Source organism: Anaerolinea thermolimosa (genome assembly GCF_001050195.2).
Classification (GTDB): domain Bacteria; phylum Chloroflexota; class Anaerolineae; order Anaerolineales; family Anaerolineaceae; genus Anaerolinea; species Anaerolinea thermolimosa.
Genome location: NZ_DF967966.1, coordinates 333,411 through 357,445, shown reverse-complemented (window position 1 = coordinate 357,445; position 24,035 = coordinate 333,411). Strand labels below are relative to the sequence as shown.

General features: G+C 60.9%; 21 protein-coding genes and 1 pseudogene. 7 read left to right on the top strand and 15 right to left on the bottom strand.

What is annotated here, in order from left to right:
• Positions 1 to 48 precede the first annotated feature (48 nt).
• Both ATHL_RS17050 and ATHL_RS19420 read left to right on the top strand, forming a co-directional pair.
• A complete protein-coding gene (locus tag ATHL_RS17050) occupies positions 49 to 441 on the top strand; it encodes a DUF3054 domain-containing protein (protein ID WP_062196237.1) in 393 nt (130 codons plus the stop codon).
• A pseudogene (locus ATHL_RS19420) lies at positions 371 to 1,042 on the top strand (RNA polymerase sigma factor). Before ATHL_RS17050 ends, ATHL_RS19420 begins: the two are co-directional and overlap by 71 nt.
• A 169-nt stretch (positions 1,043 to 1,211) precedes the next feature.
• Here the strand turns inward: ATHL_RS19420 and ATHL_RS19605 are convergent.
• Positions 1,212 to 1,391, bottom strand: coding sequence for a hypothetical protein (locus ATHL_RS19605; RefSeq protein ID WP_338024799.1), 180 nt, complete (start codon positions 1,389 to 1,391; stop codon positions 1,212 to 1,214).
• A 182-nt stretch (positions 1,392 to 1,573) separates the two neighbouring features.
• Here ATHL_RS19605 and ATHL_RS19600 point away from each other — a divergent pair, with 182 nt between their 5' ends.
• Complete coding sequence (locus tag ATHL_RS19600) at positions 1,574 to 2,056, top strand: hypothetical protein (RefSeq protein ID WP_062196230.1); 483 nt, start codon at positions 1,574 to 1,576, stop codon at positions 2,054 to 2,056.
• A gap of 6 nt (positions 2,057 to 2,062) precedes the next feature.
• On the top strand, positions 2,063 to 2,575 hold the full coding sequence (locus tag ATHL_RS17025; RefSeq protein WP_062196228.1) for an NUDIX domain-containing protein: 513 nt from the start codon (positions 2,063 to 2,065) through the stop codon (positions 2,573 to 2,575).
• 20 nt (positions 2,576 to 2,595) lie between these two features.
• Here the strand turns inward: ATHL_RS17025 and ATHL_RS17020 are convergent, their stop codons facing one another.
• The 3 genes from ATHL_RS17020 to ATHL_RS17010 form a co-directional block, all read right to left on the bottom strand.
• Positions 2,596 to 4,929: a tetratricopeptide repeat protein gene (locus ATHL_RS17020; protein WP_062196227.1), complete on the bottom strand. Its 2,334-nt coding sequence runs from the start codon at positions 4,927 to 4,929 to the stop codon at positions 2,596 to 2,598.
• A 94-nt stretch (positions 4,930 to 5,023) separates the two neighbouring features.
• Positions 5,024 to 7,840: a DNA polymerase I gene (polA, locus tag ATHL_RS17015; RefSeq protein WP_062196225.1), complete on the bottom strand. Its 2,817-nt coding sequence runs from the start codon at positions 7,838 to 7,840 to the stop codon at positions 5,024 to 5,026.
• Positions 7,841 to 7,861: 21 nt separating this feature from the next.
• The gene (locus ATHL_RS17010) at positions 7,862 to 9,304 is read right to left on the bottom strand and encodes a transposase (protein WP_062196224.1); all 1,443 of its coding nucleotides are present in this window, start codon (positions 9,302 to 9,304) and stop codon (positions 7,862 to 7,864) included.
• Between the two features lie 244 nt (positions 9,305 to 9,548).
• On the opposite strand from ATHL_RS17010, the gene ATHL_RS17005 reads away from it, so the two are divergent.
• Entirely contained in the window at positions 9,549 to 9,824 is a 276-nt protein-coding gene (locus tag ATHL_RS17005) for a hypothetical protein (protein ID WP_062196222.1), read from the top strand.
• 24 nt (positions 9,825 to 9,848) lie between these two features.
• Here the strand turns inward: ATHL_RS17005 and ATHL_RS17000 are convergent, their stop codons facing one another.
• The 10 genes from ATHL_RS17000 to ATHL_RS16955 all read right to left on the bottom strand — a co-directional run bounded on the left by ATHL_RS17000 (position 9,849) and on the right by ATHL_RS16955 (position 20,066).
• Positions 9,849 to 10,889 carry a choice-of-anchor R domain-containing protein gene (locus tag ATHL_RS17000; protein WP_274703404.1) on the bottom strand — a complete coding sequence of 347 codons (1,041 nt, stop codon included), beginning with the start codon at positions 10,887 to 10,889 and terminating at the stop codon, positions 9,849 to 9,851.
• Between the two features lie 157 nt (positions 10,890 to 11,046).
• Positions 11,047 to 12,144 (bottom strand): choice-of-anchor R domain-containing protein, encoded by a 1,098-nt coding sequence (locus ATHL_RS19555; RefSeq protein WP_062196218.1) that lies wholly within the window; start codon positions 12,142 to 12,144, stop codon positions 11,047 to 11,049.
• Positions 12,144 to 13,439: a hypothetical protein gene (locus tag ATHL_RS16990; protein ID WP_062196216.1), complete on the bottom strand. Its 1,296-nt coding sequence runs from the start codon at positions 13,437 to 13,439 to the stop codon at positions 12,144 to 12,146. The genes ATHL_RS19555 and ATHL_RS16990 overlap by 1 nt, the downstream gene beginning before the upstream one ends.
• Positions 13,436 to 13,882, bottom strand: coding sequence for a hypothetical protein (locus ATHL_RS16985; RefSeq protein ID WP_062196214.1), 447 nt, complete (start codon positions 13,880 to 13,882; stop codon positions 13,436 to 13,438). Before ATHL_RS16985 ends, ATHL_RS16990 begins: the two co-directional genes overlap by 4 nt.
• 77 nt (positions 13,883 to 13,959) lie before the next feature.
• On the bottom strand, positions 13,960 to 14,163 hold the full coding sequence (locus ATHL_RS16980; RefSeq protein WP_062196212.1) for a hypothetical protein: 204 nt from the start codon (positions 14,161 to 14,163) through the stop codon (positions 13,960 to 13,962).
• Between the two features lie 39 nt (positions 14,164 to 14,202).
• A complete protein-coding gene (locus ATHL_RS16975) occupies positions 14,203 to 14,706 on the bottom strand; it encodes a hypothetical protein (RefSeq protein ID WP_062196210.1) in 504 nt (167 codons plus the stop codon).
• 13 nt (positions 14,707 to 14,719) lie between these two features.
• Positions 14,720 to 16,645 carry a phage major capsid protein gene (locus tag ATHL_RS16970; protein WP_062196208.1) on the bottom strand — a complete coding sequence of 642 codons (1,926 nt, stop codon included), beginning with the start codon at positions 16,643 to 16,645 and terminating at the stop codon, positions 14,720 to 14,722.
• A gap of 53 nt (positions 16,646 to 16,698) precedes the next feature.
• The gene (locus ATHL_RS16965; protein WP_062196207.1) at positions 16,699 to 17,973 is read right to left on the bottom strand and encodes a hypothetical protein; all 1,275 of its coding nucleotides are present in this window, start codon (positions 17,971 to 17,973) and stop codon (positions 16,699 to 16,701) included.
• A 27-nt stretch (positions 17,974 to 18,000) separates the two neighbouring features.
• Positions 18,001 to 19,509, bottom strand: coding sequence for a phage terminase large subunit family protein (locus tag ATHL_RS16960; RefSeq protein WP_162787787.1), 1,509 nt, complete (start codon positions 19,507 to 19,509; stop codon positions 18,001 to 18,003).
• Between the two features lie 215 nt (positions 19,510 to 19,724).
• Positions 19,725 to 20,066, bottom strand: a complete 342-nt coding sequence (locus ATHL_RS16955; protein ID WP_062196203.1) for a hypothetical protein — start codon at positions 20,064 to 20,066, stop codon at positions 19,725 to 19,727.
• A gap of 165 nt (positions 20,067 to 20,231) precedes the next feature.
• Here ATHL_RS16955 and ATHL_RS16950 point away from each other — a divergent pair, with 165 nt between their 5' ends.
• Positions 20,232 to 20,774, top strand: coding sequence for a COG1361 family protein (locus ATHL_RS16950; protein ID WP_062196202.1), 543 nt, complete (start codon positions 20,232 to 20,234; stop codon positions 20,772 to 20,774).
• 41 nt (positions 20,775 to 20,815) lie between these two features.
• Positions 20,816 to 23,326, top strand: coding sequence for a type IV secretion system DNA-binding domain-containing protein (locus ATHL_RS16945; protein WP_062196200.1), 2,511 nt, complete (start codon positions 20,816 to 20,818; stop codon positions 23,324 to 23,326).
• On the opposite strand, the gene ATHL_RS16940 is transcribed toward ATHL_RS16945, so the two are convergent.
• On the bottom strand, positions 23,323 to 24,035 hold a 713-nt coding region (locus ATHL_RS16940; protein ID WP_236822416.1), incomplete at its 5' end, for a choice-of-anchor Q domain-containing protein. The genes ATHL_RS16945 and ATHL_RS16940 overlap by 4 nt on opposite strands.

The following is a 24,035-nucleotide window of genomic DNA, read 5'->3' as shown; positions in this document are numbered from 1 at the left end:
CCAACCTCGCAACCGGGGTAATGTCCATTTCTTTGGTACAATATCGCTATGATTGCCTTCCGTCGCATACCATTCCCTCTTCTGGTGGGGGATTTTCTGGCGATCGTCATCCTGGGGGTGATCGGGTTCCTCTTTCACAACCGCGATCTCAACGCCCGCCTGCTGACCACCATCCTCCCCACCCTGGCAGCCTGGGCACTGGTGGCTCCATGGCTGGGTGTCTATCGTCCCGAGACGGCCTCGCGCCCGGCCCATGCCTGGCGCGCAGCCCTGGCGGCCCTGCTTTCCGCGCCGCTGGCGGCCACCCTGCGGGGGCTGTGGTTAAACAGTGCCGTCTTACCCCTCTTTGTGCTGGTTCTGGGCCTGACCAATGCGCTGGGAATGGGCATCTGGCGCCTGCTCTGGGGCTGGCTTGTGTTCAGGAGTGATACCCGTGGATGAACTGGCCCTCGTCCAGAGCGCCCGTCAGGGAGATCTGGACGCCTTCAATCGCCTGGTGTTGAGTTATCAGGACATGGCCTTCAACCTGGCCATCCGCATGTTGAACGACCCCTATCTTGCAGAGGATGTCACCCAGACGGCCTTTCTTTCGGCCTACCGCAGCCTGAACACTTTTCGCGGCGGATCGTTCCGCGCCTGGGTCATGCGCATGGTCACCAACGCCTGTTACGATGAGTTACGCCGTTGACAGCGCCGCCCCACCACCCCGCTCAACCCGCTGGATGAAGAGGACGATGAGGTCGAATCACCGGCATGGATGGCCGATGATGGACCTTCTCCCGAAGACACACTGGAACGCGAAGAATTAAACCAGGCCCTGCAAGATTGCTTACAGCGCCTGGACGAGGAGTTTCGAGCGGTAGTGATCATGGTAGATATTGAAGGCATGGACTACCAGGAAGTTTCCACCGCACTTCACCGCCCCCTGGGCACCATCAAAAGCCGTCTGGCACGGGCGCGTTTAAAAATGCGCGACTGCCTGCACCGCTTCTGGGAACTATTGCCGCCCGCTTTTCGTCTTGAAAATACGAGGAGCGCATGAGCAGCCGTTTATCGTTACGAGATTACGAACAATTTTCCGCCTATCTGGATGGCCAGCTTTCTCCCGCCGAAACCCGCAAACTGGAAGAGCAACTCAAGGCCAACCCCGAATGGCGCCTTGCCCTGGATGAGCTGGCCGCTACCCGTGCCGTGGTGCGCCGTGCTCCGCATTACCGCGCCCCACGCAACTTCACTCTCTCGCCCGAAATGGCCCACCAGGTTGCTCGCAGGCCCATTCTTCCTTCCCTGTTTTCCTTCCGCTTTTCAGCGGCACTGGCCGCCGTGGCGCTCATCGCTGTGCTGGTGTTGCAGGTATTACCCGGCGGCGGGCCTGCCAGCCGGGTGGCCATGGCGCCCCCGGCCATGCCCACCCAGGGGCCTGCGCTCTCGCTGAAGACCGAAGGGCAAACTTCTCGCGCCCCGGAAGCCGCCCCCCAGGAGAGCGTCCAGGCAACCGCTCAGAGCACTCCGCCGCCGGTTGTGGTGTGGAACGGTCAATCGAACATGATGGACACAGGTAGTCCGATAGCCCTTGGCAAAGGCGGTGGTGGAGGTGGTGGTACTGGTAGCTCTGGCGCAGAAGGAGGGATCGTCACCTTCAACCAGAGCTCGCCCGGCGCGCTCATGGCTGGCGGAGATGGTGGAGCTGCCAATACGTTTGCCCCCCCAGGGGCAATCAGGCGGAATTGTAACCTACAGCGGCGTGCCGGCTCCTGTCCCGTCCGGGCCGATCTCCGCTCCCGCGCAGGAACAGCCCCTCGCCCCTACGGAAGCCCTCCCGCTATCTGTCCCGCTGGAAGGCAGCGGCCCCATTCTGGGCATTCCCTCAAACCAGGCGGCCGGGCAGATCATTGCCACCTCCCCTGGAATGCCCGCCAGCGCTTCTCAGCCAGTAACCGCCCCAGCCCCGGCCCCCGGAGAAGCCTTCCCTGCCCGCCGGTTGATTCAGGCCATTCTGCTGGGAGTGGCATTGCTGGCCGGTGTATATACCTGGTTTGCACGCCGCCGCATCTGAACCTCCATGAGCCTTTCTTTCCCCGTCCGCTTTTGTCCCAGCTGTGGCACAGCGCTCATCCAGCGTCCCCTTTTTGGAAAAGAACGTTCCACCTGCCCGTCGTGCGGATGGATTTACTTTGAAGATCCCAAAGTAGCCGCCGCGGTGCTGGTGGAACAGGATGAACACGTCCTGCTGGTACAGCGTGTGAACGAGCCGGGAGCCGGCCTGTGGACATTACCCGCAGGCTTTGTTGATGCCCATGAGGACCCTGCCAGCGCCGCTGAACGGGAATGCCTGGAAGAAACCGGGCTGACCGTAAAAGTAACCCGTCTGCTGGGAATCATTGCCGGGCGTGAACACCCTGCCGGAGCCGACATGGTCATTGCCTACCGCGCCGAAATCTGTGGAGGTCAATTGCAGGCCGGAGATGATGCCAGGGCAGCGGCCTTCTTCCCGCGCCATGCCCTGCCGCCGCTGGCCTTCCATGCCACGCGGGTCATCCTCGGTCTCGAAAAAGCCCCTCTGTTTGAAGGCTGAGCCGCTCTCTGCGGAGCGCCTTACCGGCGTAAACTTTGACGCCGCAGTTCCATCAACGCCTGGCGGTAATCTTCTACATTTTTAGGCTTGAGCGCCACGATCATCTCCAGGATGTTGATGGCTTCCAACATTTTCCCCTGCCCGGCGTAGGCATCGGCCACAGTATCCAGCTGGCTCACGGCCTCATCAACTCGCCCTTCGCGGGCGTAAAGATCGGCCAATCGGCGGCGAAGATCGAGGTTATCGTTTCCCTCTTTGATCACCAGGTTGAGAAATTCAATGGCCTCCCCCCGCCTGCCCGAGCTTTCCAGCAGGTTAATGTACGAGTCGGCCTCACCAATGGCCGCTGCGGGCTGCCCCAGGCGGAACTGCAATTGAATAATCTGCATTCGCGTGGCCTGATTATCCGGTTGAATGGTGCGAATCTGCTCAAAGATACGCAGCGCCTGGCGAAAATTCAAGCGCTGCATATCGATATCCGCCACCCGGCTGAGAATCTCCACCCCCCAGGCACGGTTGTTCTTCGACTGCTGGGCCACCTTAAGCGCCTCAAGATAGGTCTGCCGACTTTTATCCAGGTCTGCCAGGCGGTAATAGTTTTCGGCCAGTTCCATGCACTGCTTCAGAGCTTCATCGGTTTTTTCCTGCGCCACGAGCAGTTCGATCAATCGTTCACGCACGTTAAGATTCATGGGGGCCACTTCGAGCACCCGCTGTAAGATGCGCACTGCCCGCGCCGATTCGCCGCGCGCGTTGTACAGATCGGCCACAATCATGAATTTCCGCACGGCTTCTTCCATTCGCCCTTCGCGCAGAAGAAGCTCGGCAATCTCAATGTGAACGGGCAGGTACGCCGGAGCCAGTTGCAATGCAAAATAAGCCTCTTCCATCGCCGAACGGGTCATTTCGCGGGCGGCCAGCTCACGCACCCGGCCGATCAGTTCCACCACCGTGCCGCTGTGCGATTCCAGCAGCATCTCAGACACCGGCGTGAGGGGGCTTCCGGGGGGCTGGGGAGGCAGATTTTGCCGCGCCATACGCAGGAAGGTACGCCAGTCGGCGCGTTGCAGTTGCGAGGCAATCGTCTTGCAGATGCTCTGCAAGGATGCCTGATCGGTATCGCTTCCCAGCGCATCGATCATCGGTTCGTACATCTGGCGCAATTCGTCGGCCTGTTCAGGGGGCACCATCTCAGCGTCGGCCATGGCCAGCGCGCGCATGTAACTGGCTGCGGCTTCATTCCACTGGCCGCGTCCGGCGTAGATTTGGGCCAGCAGCAGGCTTGCCCCGAGGGTGTAATCGGGGTGCTTCACAGACTCGCGCAGGTAACGCAGGGCCTTTTCATCATCGCGCCCGCGGTAAAGCAGGCCCAGGTCAAAAGCCGCTGCCGGGGTACGCAGACCCAGCTCGAAGGCGCGCTCCAGCTCCACCGCGGCCTGGGTCAGGTCGCCCTCGGTCTGCGAGTCAATCGCCTGCCCCAGATGTAAAATGACCCGGGTTCTATCGTTTCCGCCGCCCAGAGGCCCGGCCGCCCCGCGGGTCAGCGCAGAAAGTCCGCGGCGGCTGGCAGGTTCCCCTTCAGCTTCTTCGGCCTGTTCAAAAAGCAGTGCCGCCAGCTGTACCAGCGCCTTCTGGCGCGTCTCATCCACCGGGTCGAGTTGCAAATCCTGTTCGCCGCTCTGGGCACTGCTCTCTAACTCCTTTACGCTGGCCATACGCATCGGCCCTGTCCCCCCTTTGGGACGGGCCGGGCGGGGCAACACCTGGTTACTTCGCAGAGTGTGCAGAGCAAAACGGGCTTCCTGGCTTTCAGGGGCCAGGCGCGCGGCGTACTCCACCGATTTAAGCGCCCGCGTAAGGTCTCCGCTATGCTGGAGAAGGCTGGCTACAGCAATGTATTCGTGCACGGCTTCTTCGCGCCGTCCCAGCCGTTCGTACACAGCCGCAAGGCGTTGCCGTGTCGAAAGATGTTCAGGGTACAGGCTGAGCACGTGCACCCAGTTGTCAATCGCGCGTTCGGCATCGCGTCCGCGCAGATGTAACTCTGCCGCGATGAGCGAAGCCTCAGCGGCTTCTTTCAGCCGCCCCATACGCTCATAAATGCGCGCCATTTTTTCCTGGGGAATCGGGTCGGTGGGAGCCACCCGCGCCGCATGTTGATAACACTCCAGGGCACGTTCGTAATCTGCCAGCTCAAAGTAAGCCAGCCCCAGGCTGGAAAGAGCAAGGGCATTCTCCGGGAACTCTTCCAGCGCCTGGCTGTAGTATTCGGCGGCTTTCCGCCAATCCTGATCCCAGGCCGCCGAATGGCCCTGGTTCATCGCTTTTTGAAATGCAGCCTGGTTTCCTGCCATACGTTATAGAATATCACAAATCCTTTCCTCGAAAATAGTTCGCCGGTAAATGTATGGCAATTGCAATGTCTCACCATCCCATCTGTGCCCGTCCTCAATCTTCCAGGACGGTCATTTCACCCCAGTTCACCCCGTACCGCGCTTCGGTACTGAGAGGAATGGAAAGTGGAAATGCGTTTTCCATCACCTCGCGTACAAGACGCGTTGTGGCATGAAGTTCTTCCTGTGGAAGCTCCAGCAGCAGCTCATCATGCACCTGAAGCAGTAAGCGCGCCCGGCTTCCAGCTTCTTCAAGCGCGCGGGGCAGGCGAATCATGGCCAGTTTAATGATATCGGCGGCCGTGCCCTGAATGGGCGCATTGATCGCCTCGCGTTCCTCACGACTGCGCAGGGCGGGGTTGGCCCCACTGACCAGATTGGGGAAGTACCTCCGCCGCCCCAGCAGGGTCTCCACATATCCCCGGCGAGCGGCCTGCTGGCGAGCCTCATCAAGATACCGCTTCACCCCGGGGAATTGCCGGAAATAGGCTTTCACAAATTCCTCCGCCTCGGCCAGAGTCAACTCGGTGGAGCGGCTCAGCCCGAAGGCGCTCATCCCGTAGATCAGCCCAAAATTGATCGCCTTGGCGTGCCGGCGCATGGCTTTATCAACCTGATTCAACGGCACACCGTAGATCGCCGCCGCCGTGGCCGCGTGAATGTCTTGCCCGGCGCGGAAGGCTGCCAGCATGGCCTCGTCCTGCGCCACGTGGGCCACAATCCGCAATTCGATTTGCGAGTAATCCACCGAGAGCAAAAACCACCCCGGCTCGGCGATGAACCCGTTCCGCACCTGCCGGCCCAGGTCGGTGCGGGTGGGGATGTTTTGCAGATTCGGCTCCGATGAGGCCAGCCGCCCCGTCACCGAACCGGTCTGGTTAAAGCTGGTGTGCACCCGCCCCGTGCGCGGGTTGATCTGCCGCGGCAGGGCATCCACATAGGTCGATTTGAGTTTGGCCAGCTCACGGTTCTCCAGCACCAGGTCCACCACCGGGTGCTGACCTCGAAGCTCTTCCAGCACATCCGCGCTGGTGGAGTAATGCCCGCTGGCCGTCTTCCGTTTGCGGTCTGGTGGTTCAAGGTGCAACGTTTCGAAAAGCACCCTGGAGAGCTGTTGCGTGGAGTTCACATTGAAGGTGTACCCCACCAGTGTGTAGATCTCAGCCTCAATTTCCTTCAAGCGCTGGCTCAAGGTTTCGCTCATGCGCTCGAAGAATGGCACGTCCAGTGAAATTCCATTCCATTCCATCTGGGCCAGCACCGGCACAAGGGGCATTTCCAGCTCATAAAAAAGCCGCTCCACGCCGCTTTTTCGCATCCCCTCTTCGAGGATGGGACGCAGTCGCAGGGTCACCTCAGCATCGGCGGCGGCGTAAGGAGCCGCCTGGGCCACCGGCACCTCAGCCATGCTGATCTGGTTTTTACCGCTGCCGATCAACTCCTGGATGTGCGTCATCTTCGCCCCAAGGTAGTGCTCAGCCATCTCCTTCAGCCCCAGGTTGCGCGAAGCCGGGTCAATCAACCATTCGGCCACCATGGTGTCAAAGGCAATACCGGCCGTCTCTATCCCATGCACCCGCAACAGAAGCATGTCATACTTCAGGTTTTGCCCCAGTTTAGGTTTCCGGGGGTTCAGCATCACCGGTGCAAGGGCCGCCTTCACCGCTTCCAGAGAAAGCTGAGGCTCACCCGTTCGGTGTCCCAGTGGAATGTAATAGCCCGTTCCCTCTTCCACGGCCAGCGAAATTCCCACCAGGTCTCCGCGCAACGGATCGGTCGAGGTCGACTCGGTATCCAGCGCAATCCATTCCGCCTGTTCCAGCCTGGCGGAAAGCTCTGCAAGCCCCCGGGGAGAATCAACCACTACCGTGTTCAACTGATAGGCTGGCGGCTCCCCAATGCGCAGACTTCGAGCTGTGCCGCCGGGCAGGCTCTCAAACAGCGAAAGCTGACCGCGCTGGTTCGTCTCAACTGCAGAAGGAGAACCCTCACTGGCTTTGGCAATTTTCCGCAGGCGCTCAAGCAGAGAGCGAAACTCCAGCCTGCGGAAAAGCTCTTCAACCCGCGCCACATCGAAGCCATCCACCCGTGCCGCGTTCAGATCGAGGGTGATTTGCAGATCTGTCTGAATCTTCGCCAGGCGGCGGCTGAGATAAGCATTTTCACGGTCGGCTTCCAGCCGGGTGCGAATGCGTGGCGGAAGTTCTTCAAGGTGGGCATAAATTTCGTCGAGGGTGGAGTATTGCTTCAGGAGCGACACCGCCGTTTTCTCGCCCACACCGCTGACTCCGGGTATGTTATCTGAAGAGTCGCCCACCAGCGCCTTATAATCCACCACCTGGTCTGGCCGCACCCCCAGAACTTCTTCCACATCCCGTGGGGTGAAATCGCGCGCCTCAGATAACTTGTTTCCCGCCAGGTTGACGATGATCCGTTCGTCCACAAGCTGGAGGAGATCGCGATCGCCGGTGATGATCTTAACCCCCATCCCGGCCTTCACTGCCTGACGGGCAATGCTCCCAAGGATGTCATCCGCCTCATATCCGTCCAGTTCCAGGCGGGGAATTCCGAAGGCATCCACCAGCTCCCGAACGCGATCCATCTGAGCGCGCAGATCATCGGGCATTTTGGCGCGTGTGGCTTTGTAGGCAGGATATTCCACATCGCGGAAAGAATGCCCGCCATCGAAGGCCACCGCGAGGTACTCGGGTTTTTCCTGTTCGAGCAGGCGGAGCAGGACACTGGCAAAACCGAACACCCCCGCAGTGGGCTCGCCACTCGAAGTGGTGAGGCGAGTACCGGTGCCCGTCAGGGCAAAGAACGTCCGATAAGCCAGCGCATGCCCGTCAATTAAGTAAAGCGTTGGAGGCATACTGTACAATCCTCAATCTTGTTAATGAAGGGGGGACGCAGAATCAGCCGATGAGGGTTGCTGCAAAGCCAGCGGTTCTCCTGAGGGTGTCACCCCCTGTCGGCGGCGCGTCTCGGCGATGTAATCGCGCAGCAGGCGTGGCGACGGAGGTTGCGGCCCACCTACAATCAGATACCCCGTAGCCCAGAAGTCTCCAGAGGGGTTCTGCCGCCCGAACATCGGAAAATGCTGGAAGATCAGCTCCGAAAGCCGGTGGCGCAGCACACGCACCAGGTGCGCCGGGGCAATGGAAGGTGAAACCTGCACCGTACATTGAAGATACTGCGGTCGAACGGCGATCCCCTCCAGCCGCCAGCCAAACGCCAGGCACAATTGCTGAATCCACTGGCTCAATTGCTCACCCAGCTGCCCGGTAAGGGTGTGCTGTGGAAGGCGGGGAATGAGCACACAGGTATAGCTCAGCTGGCTGAACGCCGCCGAAACCGGTTCCACCTGCTGTAGACTGACCAGGTGCGTCAACACATGCGGTCGGGTATCTTCCAGGTCATCCGGCGGGGGCTCTTCCAGTTGAAGCGGCGCACTGACCGGCGTTACAGGGGTGGGGAGCGTTTCCTCCATCGTGTCGGATTCCACAGATGCAGGGCGGGTTGCTTCAGCCTCCGGTGAAGGTTCAGAAAGCGGCGTCTCTTCGGGAGGAGCCGGAGGCTGGGGCCGGGCGTTGCCAGCGTTACGCGCTTCTTCGATCCACGAGAGGGCTTCAAGCACTTCGGCCCAGGCCGGGCTCTCTTCTCCCTGCGATTCCGGGGTTTCTTCCGGGGCTTTTTCTTCCTCCAGACGCGGCAGAGACATAGAAATCTCCGGTGAGGGGGACAGCATTTCTCCCGGGGGGTACGGGTCAGGCGGGGGAACATCCCCGAGCAATGCCGAAAGGTCAATCTCGGCCACCTCCTCCTCATCCCCGACGGGCAACACCGCATCGGGTTCAACAGCAGGTTCGGAGGAAGGTGGTGTGGGAAGAATCTCCGTACCGGAGGGTGGCAAAGGCGCATCCATACATGCTGCCAGCCTGCCCGCCACAAAAGCCGACTGCTCCCGCACCTGGCGGAGAGGTGTTCCGACAGCATAAGCCATGGCAAGCACCACTTCAGGGGCCACTGAGGTCACATAGAACAGGTGATCTCTCCATTTACCCTGCCCTGGCAGGCGCACAAAGCGCACCAGATCGGTGTGCTCACCCTCTCCCGTCAACCGCTCCAGCGAGCGCTGTGCCGTTTTTTCCAGCTCATGTGCCACAGCTTCGGTCAACCCGCCGCCTGAAAAGACCACACCATCCCGGGCTACCAGCATACCACCCCGCGCCCGGGTAGCGGCGAGTAACTCGACAAACTGCCCCTCCCCCAGCCAGCCGGGCGGCGGGCTCGGCTGTGGGGCAGAAGTTGCATCGTTTACCGGCTGGTCATTCATCCTTCATACCATCCACCGGAAGTTCCCCCGGTAAAAATTCCCAGAGAGGTTCGCTCAGAACACAATTAAAGTGTATCACAGTGTGCATAGATCATGCCAATCGGAAGGGAGATTTTCTCTCGAACAAAATTTGCCGCCAGTGATTCACCATCCGCTGAGAATCTGGTTATAATGGGGTCACTCCACGGTTATCAACGAGTAATTGGCCAGACCCTTATCTACGTTTATTCCGCCAGAGGTTCCTATGACGCCCAAAACCCTGACCATGGCTGAACGTATCCAGCAAGCCCGCCAGCTCATCCAGCAGGCGCGGGAACTTCCCATTCCAGAGGAGCTGGGGCGGCTCGACGTATACTACATTGCCCGTATCCGGCAGCTTACGCAACAGGCCAAAGACCTGGTTAAATTCATTCCCTACACCCCCAGTGCCACCCCTGAAATCAAAAAGGAAGTCGAGAACCTTCTGAAAGAAGCCGATGCCACCGCCCGTGAGTTGCTCCACGGCTCCCACTCTGACTGAGCCCCCGCCCGAAGGTTTATTGCCTCATTCCCAGCTCACGCGCACCCCGTTATCTCTCCATTCGGCACGGGTCAGGTACACTACTTCTGGAGCTCCAACTTTTCCCTCCATCCTCACCAGATGATCCAGCACCGCCCATCTGCCTGCCGGATTCTCTCCCGGAAGCAGTCTGCGCCCGTTGAGATGAACCACCTCACCACCGGGTAAGATGCGCAACGTGGGCTGTTCCGGGCCGGGGCGTTTCTCCACCACCAGCACCCTTTCAGGGTTCACCCGTGCCAGCAATCTCTCGCCGCCGGCAGTGCCCATTTGCAACAGGCGGCACACTTCCTCCAGAGCGTTCCATTTTCCGGCCCGAAAAAGGTGAGCCTTCACCCCGCTGGCCTGCCGAATACGCACCCCCCGCAGGAACTGACCACCCCCCGCCGCTCCGGCAACAGCCGCCAACTGTTCGGTGCTCTCCTGGCGCCCCAGAACCCCCATCACCAGGTGCCCCGGAGCAACCTCATTCACCCAGGTTGTGCCATTAAACACTTTGAATGCCCCGGAAGGAATGCGGGCATCTTCCTCGCGCCGAACCCCAAAATATTGCGTGGCTGATATTCCTCCACTGCGGGCCAGTACCACCCAGTACATCGTTCCGCCGGTGAGCATCAGCGCTTCGGGGAAGAAAACCTTCACCCACCCTGGCTCAGAGGCGATCTCCCCGGTAGAAAGGCTCACGCTGGCAAGGACTGTTCCGGGCAGGCCGTTCTGGTCAGCGCACAGAGAAACCACCACCTGATCTGACGGAGCGCCCACCTTCCAGAGCTTTACCCACACTTCAGAAAGCTCCCACCCTCCTGCCAGGCCCGACGAAAAAGACTGGGCCACCCGCTGTACAGCCAGGCTGTGGCCAAAACTGGCTTCTCGCCCGCCAGATTGAATATTACCGGTGTACCCGCGCGGCTCGCTCCAGAATCTCCAGCGCAGCGTATCAAACCAGCCCCGTAAATCGAGCACCGCGCAGGGCCGCCCCACGCGTTCTCCGGGCAGGGCCTGCACCTGCGGAAGCCGCCGGGTCATCAGGTGCGTGTAGCAGGCGGCCTCAGCCTCGGCCTGGCTGGCCTCACCCAGAGAGAAAATCATCTCCTTCACTCCGAAAGCCCGCTGAGAGGGTAAATCATCCAGCCAGGCCGTCTGGTGCTGATAAGCCTGCCCGGTCTCCTCCATTTGTGGGTTTTCATCGGCCCAGCGCACCGCCACCCGGTTTGCCATCCCTTCCAGCGTGGCCCGAAACACCACCCCATCCAGGAAGATCTGCACCGCGTGCACATAGCCCCACCAGGCAGGTGAGCCGTAATCGTCGAGCACGGTCACCGGGCAGCGCAGCCGTCCCACCAGCGACTCCACTGCGGGCCAGTACCACCCAGTACATCGTTCCGCCGGTGAGCATCAGCGCTTCGGGGAAGAAAACCTTCACCCACCCTGGCTCAGAGGCGATCTCCCCGGTAGAAAGGCTCACGCTGGCAAGGACTGTTCCGGGCAGGCCGTTCTGGTCAGCGCACAGAGAAACCACCACCTGATCTGACGGAGCGCCCACCTTCCAGAGCTTTACCCACACTTCAGAAAGCTCCCACCCTCCTGCCAGGCCCGACGAAAAAGACTGGGCCACCCGCTGTACAGCCAGGCTGTGGCCAAAACTGGCTTCTCGCCCGCCAGATTGAATATTACCGGTGTACCCGCGCGGCTCGCTCCAGAATCTCCAGCGCAGCGTATCAAACCAGCCCCGTAAATCGAGCACCGCGCAGGGCCGCCCCACGCGTTCTCCGGGCAGGGCCTGCACCTGCGGAAGCCGCCGGGTCATCAGGTGCGTGTAGCAGGCGGCCTCAGCCTCGGCCTGGCTGGCCTCACCCAGAGAGAAAATCATCTCCTTCACTCCGAAAGCCCGCTGAGAGGGTAAATCATCCAGCCAGGCCGTCTGGTGCTGATAAGCCTGCCCGGTCTCCTCCATTTGTGGGTTTTCATCGGCCCAGCGCACCGCCACCCGGTTTGCCATCCCTTCCAGCGTGGCCCGAAACACCACCCCATCCAGGAAGATCTGCACCGCGTGCACATAGCCCCACCAGGCAGGTGAGCCGTAATCGTCGAGCACGGTCACCGGGCAGCGCAGCCGTCCCACCAGCGACTCCAGCGCCGATAGATCACCAACCGCCTGCACCTCTCCCAGCTGCGGACCGCCCTCTTCACTCCATGTCAGGCGCTGCACCCGAAACGTGAGGCCAGCCGCCGGCAACGGGCGAGAAAAATCGCGGCTTTCAAAATAGACACCCCAGCCCATCAGATCACCCGCCTTCTGGGCCGAACCAGCAAATTCACCAGCGGCGCGTGGTTAATATTCCACTCGTTCCCCTGCCTGAAGGCAAACACCAGCCGTTGAACCCGCCCCGGTACCAGCCACAACCCCGGCCCCTCGGCCTCATGGGAGGGGCAGGCTCGACCTCCGTTTTTAAAGAAACCACCGCCAGAGGTATATTCGATATCGAACTGCGGATACCCCGAAAGCACGGGAACCAAACGCAGAAAGGAATCGGTGGGCAGCAAAAGCACCTGATCGATCCTCAGGGTGTGCCCTCCGCCCGTCTGGGCCTGCGCCAGCAGGCAAAGTTCCAGGCTTTCGGCACTTCCAGCAGGGGCTGGCCAGGGAGGTAATTGCATGGCCGGGAACACCACCATTTGCCGGCCCGCGGGTACCAGAACTGCTTCACCCTGCCAGATGACCTCAATGTCCCCCAGGTTGTTGAAGCCCACCTGCCAGCTGAGCCAGAGAGACTCTCCTGCCATCACCGCTTCCTGCAGACGTAGCAATGGCAGAAACACCCGCCCTGCCAGCGCCCCGGCCTCTGCCCGGGATACCGACCACCGCCGCACCATCACTTCAACCGTCCCCGCCCAGCTCAATGCCGCAAAGCTCCCCCCCGCGCAGGCGGTATCGGCGAGAAGGGTTGCCGTTACTCCAGCACCCGAACTACCACCTTCACCCTCATACCTCACCTGAAAGTCATCCAGCATCAGAAAACTTCCCATCCCGCAGAATGCCTCCACCCCTCCCATCCCTGCCCCGGAGATCTTCAGCACCGCCGGAGCCGGGAGGTCACCCTCCATATACGCCACATCCACGTAATTATCGTGGCTGGCATCCTTGTGGTTATACACGGTCAGCCCACCCGCCCCGATTGACTCGCCATGGCGATTCCTGAGCGCGGCATAAACCGGTTCGGCGGTTTCCCACCAGTCCTCCCGCTCCAGGCAGAGGTGCATCGCCGGGGTTTTTAATCCCCTCCCCGCCGCATTGCGGGTCATCTCAACCCGCCCGCCACGGTAGGGGCTGCGCCAGCGCTGACCATCTTCCAGAGCCACCTGTACATAGCCGCGCTCTTCACCCGGCCAGGCGAAGGCACGCGCTGCCTCATCCAGCATTCGCGAGACCGCCCCCACCCACCCGGCCGCACCGGCGGCATCTCCGGCCAGAGAAACTTCCAGAGTCCGCATAGGAGCATCTACAAAGCGCGCCCAGGCTCCTGAACCGTTCAGCACCAGCGTATCCGCTCCCCGAATCAGAGAAATCTCCATCATGCGCTTCCCTCCTCTTCTTCTCCCAGGGTGCCATGCCACGCCGCCCAGGGCGCCTGACTGCGATATTGACCGTGTACCCGGGGCACATGCGCCGGATAAAGGCTTCGCATCACCTTGCGAAAATCTTCCAGCCGCCCTTCGGCCCAGGTTTGTAAACGCTGGAACTCCCCTTCATCTTGCAGTTCCCAGTCAGCCCGCGCACCGGCACGCGCCAGAGCTGTGTAACCGGCGGCACCAATCACCAGCAACGTCTCAAGGGTCTCCGGCAAAGTAGTCTCCATGGCGCCATCCAGACCGGTGAGCAAGTAAGCTTCGCCAGCCCTCAGCGATAATTCCCCCAGTGCCAGCCGAAGCCCCGCCAGCATCTCAGCCTCACCATATTTCACCCGTTCCGGGTCGAGCAACAATCCCGCCACCCGCTCTACCACCGTGTTCACATCCAAGGCACACCTTCCCTTCCATTACCGGTGAGAAGGAGACCACAAACCAGTCCCCCTCTCACCGGGCCTGAACCTGCAATCTATTTCGCCGGTGGAAGAGCAGGCCGGGCATCCTCAAGCGCCGTTCCCAGGATATAGGCGGCCAGCAAGGCAATGATGCCGGTCACCTGTTCTTCACTGAGAGGAAAATCAGGCCGCCAGGTGCGCACCAGCACCATCACCAGCCCCACCAGTGCCGCCCAGAATTTGCGGCTGATCAGCAACATCTTCAATTTTTCAGGCATATACCCTCCCGGAACGATCCAGCGAACCAATCACCAGAATCAGGCGCGAAAATCGTAACGCACCACCGCCCCCGACAAACCAAACGCCGTGGATGAAGCCGCGTTCAGCGTACACACCAGCCAGTATGCATCGTCATCATCCACCCAGACGGGCACATCCAGGCTGACCAGCATCCGGTGATCACCGACACTGCGCCGCTGAATATCAGTGGCATGTGCGGCGTCCAGCGAGACGGCCACCACCGCGCCGCTCACCACCCCGGCCGCGTTAATCGTCATCCGTTCCAGTTCCACCGCAAACGCCCCGGCGGCCGCCCCTGAAATGCGGTAATGCAATTCCACGCTCTTCAGGCGCGCTCCACGCAACGGCGCTCCGTTAGAAGGAACCAGCAGAGGGACGAATAACGAAAACCCGGAGGCGGCCTGGGCGCGCTCAGAGCGAATGACACCGGCATTGAGGGTATCTGTCCAGCTTCCCGCCGTCTTGATGATCTGATGAGGGGCAATGAACTGGGCAAACTCCGTATCGTGGGTGTATCCCATAAGCGTACCCTCTCTACCCGGCCACGTTGGATTTATGCAGTGGACGGTAATCGTTAACCCACACCGCCAGGAAGTGCCTTACCTTCAGACGGTGTTCATCATTGGTGAAAACCGCCGGGCTGAGTTCATCGCCCGCGATGAACACCTCCGGCATAATTCCAAAGCGCTCGCCGATGAAGATCGCCGGAGCAATACGCGGATCACAAACCGCGGCCCAGTCATTGGCATCCGTCCAGTCGGGCACAGTGACCACATCCCCCGGCTCGCCTCGTTGCAGGTTATCGCTGAAGATATTGGCCGCCCGCTCCAGGCTGGGGTAAAGAATCTGCTTTGCAGTCAGCTGAAGTGTGCGCGGCACCAGCAAATAACGCGGCGAAATCGCCAGTTTGGGCCCGGTTCCATAAACCCCGGCGGCATTTTTAATGAGCATGGGCTGGTTATACACGGCCTGCCCCACGGCATCCCATTCTGCTGCCGAAAGCGCCACCGTTCGCAGGTTCTGATGCCCGCCCGCTGTGGTGGCAACCGTGGCATTGAAGAGCGTGCCGCCATCGGCCATCGTTGGCCCCAGACCACCCGCCTGGGTGAAGATTGCCGCCACCAGCCGTGAGATCTTCCGCAGGCCAGCGCTGGCAAGCTCCCGGGCATACGCCTTCAGTTTTCTTGTTTCGTCGCGGTCGATCAACTCCAGAGTGAGGGGCACATACCCGCCGTATTTGGTGAATGTGGCAGTTTCCGGGGAATCACCCACAGCCAGCTCAGGATAGGCCGCTCCCTCCGCCACTGTGGGCAGGTCACCCACCGTTCCCACCAGAATGCCGGTGATCTGATTGAGGTTGTTGAAGTGCTCCACCACGCTGATCTTCGACCACCAGTCATACCCGGCCTGGCCAAGCATTTCCCAGGTGTTAACCACCAGTTTGTTCAGGGCATTCTTCACCAGCCCGGTGAAATCTGTGGTCATGGCAAATTGAGCCCGGGTTCGGTCATATCCGCCATGAAAATCATAGTCACCGGTGAGCATCAGGTACAATTCTCGAATACCCTGCAAACGGTGCGCCTTCAGGCTTTTAAGGTGCTCATCGCGCGGGGCTTCAAACAGATCATCCACTGCCGCCTGAAGTTGATCCCGGGTATCATACATCTCTGAAATGCGCCCTGGCCCCACCACCACACCTGCACCGGCCAGGTCCGAAAGCAGCCTGCGCGCCTCACCGATCGCCCGTGCAAGCTGATCCGGCTCGAAATCTTTTCCATCAAATTGCCCCCGCACATAAGCCTCCATGGCAGGGGGTAATTTGGCCGCCTGCAGTCCCACATCCAGCAGGTAACGATTCAATTGGGCGCGCTGACCCGCCAGCCCCTCTGCCTGTGGCTGACCGTTCGTCTCCTCTTTGGCCAGCGCCACTTTCCGAATGGATGTTTCGCGCTCCTCAGTCATCTTCCCTCCTTTTGAATGAAGCGCCCGGACGAATGCCCCGCCGCGCGCCGGATTGAACACCAGATCGAGCGAATACACCCGCACGATCTCCTGTACCTCACGCCCTCTGGCCGTGAACGCCACGTCTGCCGAGAAACCCACGCGCGGGAGGGGTTTCCCCGCCGCCAGCATCTGTCGGCCCACCTCGCGGAGCACTTCTGCCGAAGGCCCTACCGCGCGCAGGTGCACCCGCACCCCGCCTGCCACTGCGTCCCAGCTCGGCGCGGCGCACACCCCCGCCAGGTCTCGAACACTGCGCGCCTGCTCTGCATGGTCGATGAAAACCTCCACCCCTTCCCACAGGGCAAGCGAATGCCGCAACACCGCCTCCGGGAACACCCAGCCATTCCCTTCCCCGGCGGTAATCGCCAGCACCTCAAACTCACCCTGCGCGCCCACCTGCCCCTCGGCAGCCAGACACACCCGCATTGCCCCTTCCGGAATCTCATCATCCTGCATACCACCTCCTTGATTCAGATGAACAGGTTTCCAATGCCCATCCATTGGTTCCCTCAGCCGCGGCTCTTTCCGGTTTCTCCGGCGAAACGATACACCAGGCGTAATAATTCATCAGCGTCGATCAATTTGTGCTCCCAGAGCGGCAACAGCGCACGCACCGCGGCGGCAAGCGCCCCCGCCAGCGAAGCATTATCCCTCGCCGAAAGATCCGCTGCCTCCACATACACCGGCACTCGACGTACCGGCAACCCCTGCACCCATTGCCAGCGCCGCAGGGCCGCCTCGGCAACATCGGCTATCAGCCAGCAGAAAAAGCGTTGACGCTGTTCAAGCCGCCGGTATGTCGGGCCGCCCGCGGCCTCAGCCGTGGTACGGGTGGCACTTTCTGGCTCAGCCAGAAAATGCAGCGGCACACCCGCTCCGGCAGCGATCATTTTCTTCAATGCCAGCCCATCCTCTCCGGCTTCCTGGCTTTCCAGCCGGGGATGGATCACCCCCCACTCCTCGCTGGCATCTGTGACCAGAATACTCCCCGGCGCAGGCGGGTTGGCCGCAAGCGACTGCTGTCGGGCCAATCGCTCAGCCTCACTGGCAAAGCTGGAACGCACCGTAAACAGAAATGTGTTGCGGTAACGGTTAAGGCGGGCGCGGTCTTCCAGCCAGCCAGCATAACGCGAAAGCCAGCGCAACAGGGGAGCCAGGTCACTCTCCCCGCGCAGTGCCCCCACCGGCCGATTGACCGCATAGTGCAACATGGCCGGTGGGAAGCTCCCCGATTCATCCGGGCAGTCATCCAGCCGGTGGAGCGCTGGCCAGATTCGCTCTTCACCGGGCATTTCTCTGCGTTCCACATAGGCCAGTTCCTGTTGAATATCCTGCGGCGCGCAACGCACCTCCGAGATTTGCGCCGCCGGCACCGCCCGCACATAAGTCATTCCGCCTGCATCCGTAGAAAGAAGCAGAAACAACTCCCCGGAGCGCGTCAACTCGTCGCACCACTCGGCGCTCTGCATCGTCAGCCGGTTAAGAGGGTGATTCCACCACTCCTGAAGAAAAGACTGCCCCGCCTCATCCTCGCACCTCAGACGTAAACCGCCCCCTACCACATACTGAGTGGTCAATTCCACAATGCGCCGCGCCAGGGGATTGGTACGCCAGGCTTCCAGAGCCAGCTCCAGGGTCTGTTCACGGTCGCCATCGAAACGATCCCGTTCGCTCTGGTTGTGCCGCCACCCCACTGTGATCGTATTTTCCGTTTCGGCCAGCGCCAGCCTCACCCGGCGCGAAACTTCTGGTTCAATCCAGCGCCGCCACAGACGTTTCAACATCCCAGGCCTTCCTCTCTTTCCCTCTGTTCAAAACGAAAGTTTCTCTTCCAGCGGGTCGCGCCCCTGAATGATCCCCGCTCCCGATCCCGTAGGCCACTCCAACCTGTCCAGATGAGCGCACAACGCCGCCGCCAGCAGCAGATCATCATGCAGCAACTGCCCCGAGCGGGGGTGGCGCGCCCCTTCCGGCACCCCCCAGCGCATACCCTGCGTCATCCGCTCACCCATGTGCATCTGGCACGCCCGGCACTGTGCTCGAAACAGCTCCACCAGGGCTTCGGCGTGCGGCTCTACCGTTCGCGGCAGGCGAAACCGGCCACTCTCCACCACCTCAATGAACCCTAACCCCAATCGGCTTTTCGACTGCGCCTGAAAAAGAAAACGGATCACCCGTCCCGGAAGCGCCTTTTCCAGAAAGCTGCTCAACCCCTCTCCCATACCCGTCGCATCCAGCACGACCCGGCGGGCATTCCAGCTCTGGGCCAGGGCGGCAATCTGAGCGTACAGACGAGAATGGCTTTCTCCATGCCATTGGCGCAAATGCACCACCCGGTAGCACGGCGCGCGCAACGCCGGGTCGGCCATCGTACTCAGATCAACCCGCACGATCACCAGCGCCGTGGCATCATGCTCTTTGTCCGGTGCGCCGTCCCCCTCCGGGGCACGCGTTTCTCCCCCCACATCGACCAGAAAAGCAACCACCTGCCCCGGTTGCGGCGACTCTTGCCACAGATGATCCCCCTCCATCAAGGCCAGCCGCTCCGGCGGGAACATGCCCCCTTCGGCTTCGATCTCCTCCGAAAAGTACTGCGTCCGGATGGAGGGGTGCCCCCGCCCCAACCGGGCAATCATTTGCTCCACATGCGTGCGGTAGGCCGGCACCTCACGCGCTACTTCCCCGGCATTCACCCGGAACACCCTCCGCCGCCCATCGGCCTGTTCCTCCCGCTGGCTGGCGCGCAGCTCCCGCCCCAGCAGGGTAGTGGGTGTCCAGGCTGTACCCCAGAAAACCCGGGTGGCGTGAGTCGAAGCCGCCATCGGAGCAATCTCCCGGTCAAATTTCTCCACCCCTACATCCTGCGCTTCGTCCACCTCCAGAAGCAGAGAGGCAGTTGCCCCGACAATGTGAGCCTCCGGAGCAGCGGAGAGGAAGTAAATCCGCGCCTCGCCTACCCGGTAGATATACCCGTTCTCGCGCCGCCACTGTAGCCGGGTGAGCAGATTCGCCTGCAGCACCCGCTCCAACCGGCGCATGGCATTCTGGCTCTGGGGCCGCCACGTTGGCGACACTTTGATGATCTCCGCCGGTCGACTGGCATACACTGCCAGCAGATACGCCTCCAGCTGGGCCTGTAGTTCGTTCTTGCCGCTCTGACGGGGAAACATCACCACCAGCGAGTCCCCCCGCCCCATAAAAACCGAGCCCAGCACAGCTTCTACTGCTTCCTGTTGATAGGCACGCAGGCGAATCCCCCCGAACAGGGTGAACGCACGAATCGAAGCCAGCCCTCCATACACATCCTGACGATTGAACAAGCCCCTCCTTTGCCCGCCTTTGATGAGCACAAAAACCGGCAGTTTGTTTCCGGGGTGGTGAGGATGCCCTCGTGTAGACCACCTGCTGCAGGGTTCCGGGGTATTGGCTGACTTTTTCATCACACTACACCAACCGGCCAGAAAAGAGTTGCCGTGCAGCCAGGGCCGCCATGGCGTTGTGGCCCCGCACGCCCCACCACCCCCGGTGTTTGCGCTCATACGCCGCTGTCCTCTTCCGTTGAATGTCCCGGGGCGCCGCGCCCCTCTAACTCGCGGCGCACTTCCTCCGCCACCTGGCGAATCTCCTCCACCAGCGCTGTACCGCCCCCCAGCTGACTCTGGATCTTCAACACCTGCGCCAGCCGGGCACTCGCCTGGCTCAACACGGCCAGAATCCGCAGCCGTTCGGGCACATCCATCCCGGCGTCGAAGGCCTCCGCCATTTCTCGCATCAACCCGCGCAGGGTGGCAATCTCTTCGTTCAGGTTCTCCACCAGCAGATCCTGTTCCACCTCACGCGCCATGCGCCGGTTTCCACGCTTCTTCACTGAAGTCATTTCACCTTCCCGAAAATAGAATATATGTTCTATTTTCAAACCAAGATTATCACTCCCGCAGGTGAAATATCAACCTGTTAAAAGGTGAAACTTTCTTCTTCCCCCGGTTGCACAATGATCTATTGTGGTTTATCATTTCTTTGAAGATAACCGTTCAAACAGGGAATGCCCGTGAAAGACCCTCTCACCATGAAACCATCAGACCTGCAAGCGGCCGCTGCCCAACCCCTGATCTACGGTAGCCGTAAGCGGCTGGTTTTAATCGGCTTCATCGGTTCCATGCTGGTATTCCTCTGTCTGGGAGGGTTCTTTCTTCTGGGAGGCATGGCTCTTTCCTCCCTCTTCGGCGAACCTCCCCTGACGGTTACCATCCCCACCCTGCCGCCCGTTCAGGTGGGTGAATCGTTCACCCTGCCGGTCACCGTCACCAATGACAGCGACCGTACGCTCACCCTCACCGAAGTCCAGCTGCCTAAAATCCTCCTCGAAGGGGCCGAACTGACCGGCTCCACCCCGCCCAGCACCGGTGCAACCGATTACACCGGCCAGGTGGGTTACGATTTCTCCCTCCCCCTGGCACCGCAGGAAACCACCACCCTGACCTTTCAACTCAAGGCCATCCGCCAGGGAGAATACACCGCCGATGTTGGCGTCCGCAGTGGACGCCGCATCCGTAGTGCCCCACTGCATGTGGTCATTCGCCCCTGATGATTCTCTCTCATCCACTCCCTTTTTAAGGAAGGCGCCCCATGAGCAATGCTTCATTCACCATCGGTCGTACCGTAGACCTCACCGCCCAGTCCTCTCCGGCCACCGGCGAGATCGTCCAGTATGATCCCGATGATCTCACCACCCACGGCATTATCGTCGGCATGACTGGCTCCGGGAAGACCGGTCTGCTCATCGACCTCCTCGAAGAAGCCGCTCTGCGCGGGATTCCATCCATTGTCATCGATCCGAAAGGCGACCTCACCAACCTTTTCCTCCACTTCCCCAACCTTGCCCCGGCCGATTTCGAACCATGGATCGACCCCGAAGCCGCCCGCCGCGCCAATCTGAGCGTGCCCCAGCTTGCCGAAGCCACCGCTTCCCGCTGGCGTGAGGGCCTCCAGAGCTGGAATCTGGGCCGCGATCAGCTCCTGGCTCTTCAGCAGGCGGTAGATTACGTCCTCTTCACTCCCGGTTCTTCCAGCGGGCAGCCCGTCAACCTCCTCTCCTCCTTCAGCCCGCCCCCTGCCCTCAACTGGGAAGAACACCGCGACATCCTCCGTGAGCGGATTTCATCCACGGTCACTGCCCTGCTCGGTTTAATCGGCCTCAAAGACATCGATCCACTCCGTTCACGTGAACATATTCTCCTCTCCAACATTCTGGAAACCGCCTGGAGCCGCAACCAGCCTCTCGATCTGGCCGAACTGATCCATCAGGTACAGGAACCTCCCTTCGAACGCCTCGGGGCATTCCCTCTGGACTCGTTCTACCCTTCCAAAGAACGCTTTGATCTCGCCCTGCTCCTGAACAATTTTCTGGCCTCTCCATCCTTTCAGGCCTGGGCCGAAGGCCAGCCCATCGAGGTGCAAGACTTCCTCTACACCCCTGAGGGACGCCCGCGCATGAGCATTTTCTACCTTGCCCACCTCGATGAGAACGAGCGCATGTTCTTCGTTACCCTCCTGCTCGCTTCTGTAGAATCGTGGATGCGTGCTCAACGCGGCAGTTCAGGCCTGCGTGCATTGCTGGCGTTTGATGAAATCGTGGGGTATCTGCCGCCAGTGGCCAACCCGCCCTCGCGCCCTGTGTTGTTGCGTCTGCTTAAACAGGGGCGCGCTTTCGGCCTGGGCCTTCTGCTGGCCACCCAGAACCCCGTCGACCTCGACTACAAAGGCCTTTCCAATGCCGGAACCTGGTTCATCGGACGGTTGCAGACCGAGCGCGACAAAGAACGCCTGCTCGACGGTCTGAACTCCCTGGAGGGTGGTGTAGACCGCGCCGCTTACGACCGCATCATTTCAGCCCTGCGCCCGCGCGTTTTCCTGCTCCACAACGTGCATCATCGCGGCGGAGCCTTCACCTTCCAGCCTCGCTGGTGCCTCAACTACCTGGCCGGACCGCTCAGCCGGGCTCAGCTTGCAGGGCTGAAACCCCTCGGCGCCGCTCCTGAGGGGCTGCCCACCCCCCCTGCGGCGGTTCCATCCGCCACTGCCGCGCCAGCAGTCTCTACACAGCCTGCAGCCGTGCCTCCGGCTGGCCCAACCACCACCTCCACCGATACCTTCACCCGCACCCCTCCCGCCCCACCCGCCGGAACATCAGCTCTGTTCCTGGCGCCCGAACTCAGCCTCAGCCAGGCGCTTGCCCGCCTGGGGGGTGGCTTTAACGGCCCGGCACGCCCCGAAGGCCTGCTCTACCGCCCGGTATTCTTCTGCCAGGCCGAGATCTCATACCTGAACCGCACCTACGGGTTGAATTACACCCGTAAGGTGGCCGCCCTGATCGACTCGCTCACCGGCGCCCGCCCCGACTGGGCCGCCGCCGCCCATGAACCCATCGACCCCAAGCGTTTCGATACCCGCCCTCTCCCCGATGCCCGTTTTGCTCCGCTACCCGGCTGGCTTTCCTCTGCCGCCCGTCTCACCTCGCTGCAAAAAGATTTTCTCGAATGGGCCTACCGTAGCGGGGAGATTCGCCTCTACGCCAATCAGACTCTCAAGCTTTACAGCGACCCTCAAGACAGTCAGGCCGCCTTCCGGCAGAAATGCGATGCCGCCCTGCGCGCCGCCCTTGACGAAGAAGCCCGTAAAATCGAAAAAACCTACCAGGCCCGGATCGAGGCTCTGGAACGGAAAATCGAAAAACAGAAAAGCATCATTGACAAGAACGAAGCCGAGGTGACCCAGCGCAACGTCGAGACCCTCGCCTCAGGTGCAGAGGTGCTGCTGGGCGGGCTGTTCGGAAAACGCCGGCGCAGCATTTCAACCCCGCTCAGCAAAAGCCGCATGGCTCAGCAGGCCAAAGCCGACCTGCAAACGGCAAAACGAGAACTGGAGAGCCTCCTCAAGCAAAAACAGGAGCTTGAACAGCAAAAAGCCGAAGAATTAAAACAGACCCAGGAACGCTGGGCACGTACCGCCGGACAGATTTCGGAGATCGTCGTGGCTCCCTATAAAAAAGACATCTACCTTGAGGTGGGAGGGTTACTCTGGGTGCCAGTTTACCTGGTGAGCGCCGAAGGGAAGCTCATTGAAGCTCCCGCCTATTAAAAACCCGGCGCGCGTATCACCAGCGGGAGCATGAACTCGAAAATCGGGAACTCAAACGCGCCAATATCGGCGCGCGCTACCCCGTCGCCGTTGCCATCCCGCCGCCGCGCCTTTCCCCGCTGATCCACCCACGGCGTGCTTTCCAGAGGGTCGCCTGCGTCTACCGCCGGGCTCTCCCGCCGCAGTGCGAAGGTTGGAGTAACCCCGCCGTTGTACTCCATTCCTGTCAAAAGCGCATCTACCCCGGCCAGGTCACCGCCCGCCGTGAGGTTGCAGGTATCATCATCACTCAGGTTGTAACCGAGAGAGGTCAGTTCTTCTGCACTCCCACTGCAATTCATACCATCAGGATGGTGCACCAGCGTGTTGGCCAATCGCGCCTGCCCGCCTGCCAGCACCTGAACCTCCCTCACCCCATCCACTTCCAGCCCGTTCCATCCCAGCGTCACATGGTTGAGGTTGACCTGTCCGCCAGAGAGCACCTTCAGGGCGGTGCCAGCGTTAAAACCGGCGCTCACATTGGTCAACGCGAGAACGCCCCCCGCCGTGATCACCGTTCCACTGCTCTGATTGTGCTGAAAAATAGCGCTCTCATGCAGATCGAAGGTGCACCCTCCGTTGATATACAACCCCGCCCCCTCGGGCGCATCATTGCCTGAGAGAATCACCATCTCACCTTCCACTCTGCCCCCCTGGCAGAAAAGCCCCC

Bases quoted from the DNA above. Each gene is read 5' to 3' on its own strand.
- ATHL_RS19555 (WP_062196218.1), bottom strand. From the start codon at position 12,144: ATGGGCTGGGGTGTCTATTTTGAAAGCCGCGATTTTTCTCGCCCGTTG.
- ATHL_RS16980 (WP_062196212.1), bottom strand. From the start codon at position 14,163: ATGCCTGAAAAATTGAAGATGTTGCTGATCAGCCGCAAATTCTGGGCG.
- ATHL_RS16990 (WP_062196216.1), bottom strand. From the start codon at position 13,439: ATGATGGAGATTTCTCTGATTCGGGGAGCGGATACGCTGGTGCTGAAC.
- ATHL_RS19605 (WP_338024799.1), bottom strand. From the start codon at position 1,391: ATGGCCACCCGGCTGGCAGGCCCGCCGCCGGGTAATACCTGCAACACC.
- polA (WP_062196225.1), bottom strand. From the start codon at position 7,840: ATGCCTCCAACGCTTTACTTAATTGACGGGCATGCGCTGGCTTATCGG.
- ATHL_RS16950 (WP_062196202.1), top strand. From the start codon at position 20,232: ATGCCCGTGAAAGACCCTCTCACCATGAAACCATCAGACCTGCAAGCG.
- ATHL_RS17050 (WP_062196237.1), top strand. From the start codon at position 49: ATGATTGCCTTCCGTCGCATACCATTCCCTCTTCTGGTGGGGGATTTT.
- ATHL_RS16945 (WP_062196200.1), top strand. From the start codon at position 20,816: ATGAGCAATGCTTCATTCACCATCGGTCGTACCGTAGACCTCACCGCC.
- ATHL_RS17025 (WP_062196228.1), top strand. From the start codon at position 2,063: ATGAGCCTTTCTTTCCCCGTCCGCTTTTGTCCCAGCTGTGGCACAGCG.
- ATHL_RS16965 (WP_062196207.1), bottom strand. From the start codon at position 17,973: ATGTTGAAACGTCTGTGGCGGCGCTGGATTGAACCAGAAGTTTCGCGC.
- ATHL_RS16955 (WP_062196203.1), bottom strand. From the start codon at position 20,066: ATGACTTCAGTGAAGAAGCGTGGAAACCGGCGCATGGCGCGTGAGGTG.
- ATHL_RS16975 (WP_062196210.1), bottom strand. From the start codon at position 14,706: ATGGGATACACCCACGATACGGAGTTTGCCCAGTTCATTGCCCCTCAT.
- ATHL_RS16970 (WP_062196208.1), bottom strand. From the start codon at position 16,645: ATGCAGGATGATGAGATTCCGGAAGGGGCAATGCGGGTGTGTCTGGCT.
- ATHL_RS17005 (WP_062196222.1), top strand. From the start codon at position 9,549: ATGACGCCCAAAACCCTGACCATGGCTGAACGTATCCAGCAAGCCCGC.
- ATHL_RS17010 (WP_062196224.1), bottom strand. From the start codon at position 9,304: ATGAATGACCAGCCGGTAAACGATGCAACTTCTGCCCCACAGCCGAGC.
- ATHL_RS17000 (WP_274703404.1), bottom strand. From the start codon at position 10,889: ATGACCCGGCGGCTTCCGCAGGTGCAGGCCCTGCCCGGAGAACGCGTG.
- ATHL_RS17020 (WP_062196227.1), bottom strand. From the start codon at position 4,929: ATGGCAGGAAACCAGGCTGCATTTCAAAAAGCGATGAACCAGGGCCAT.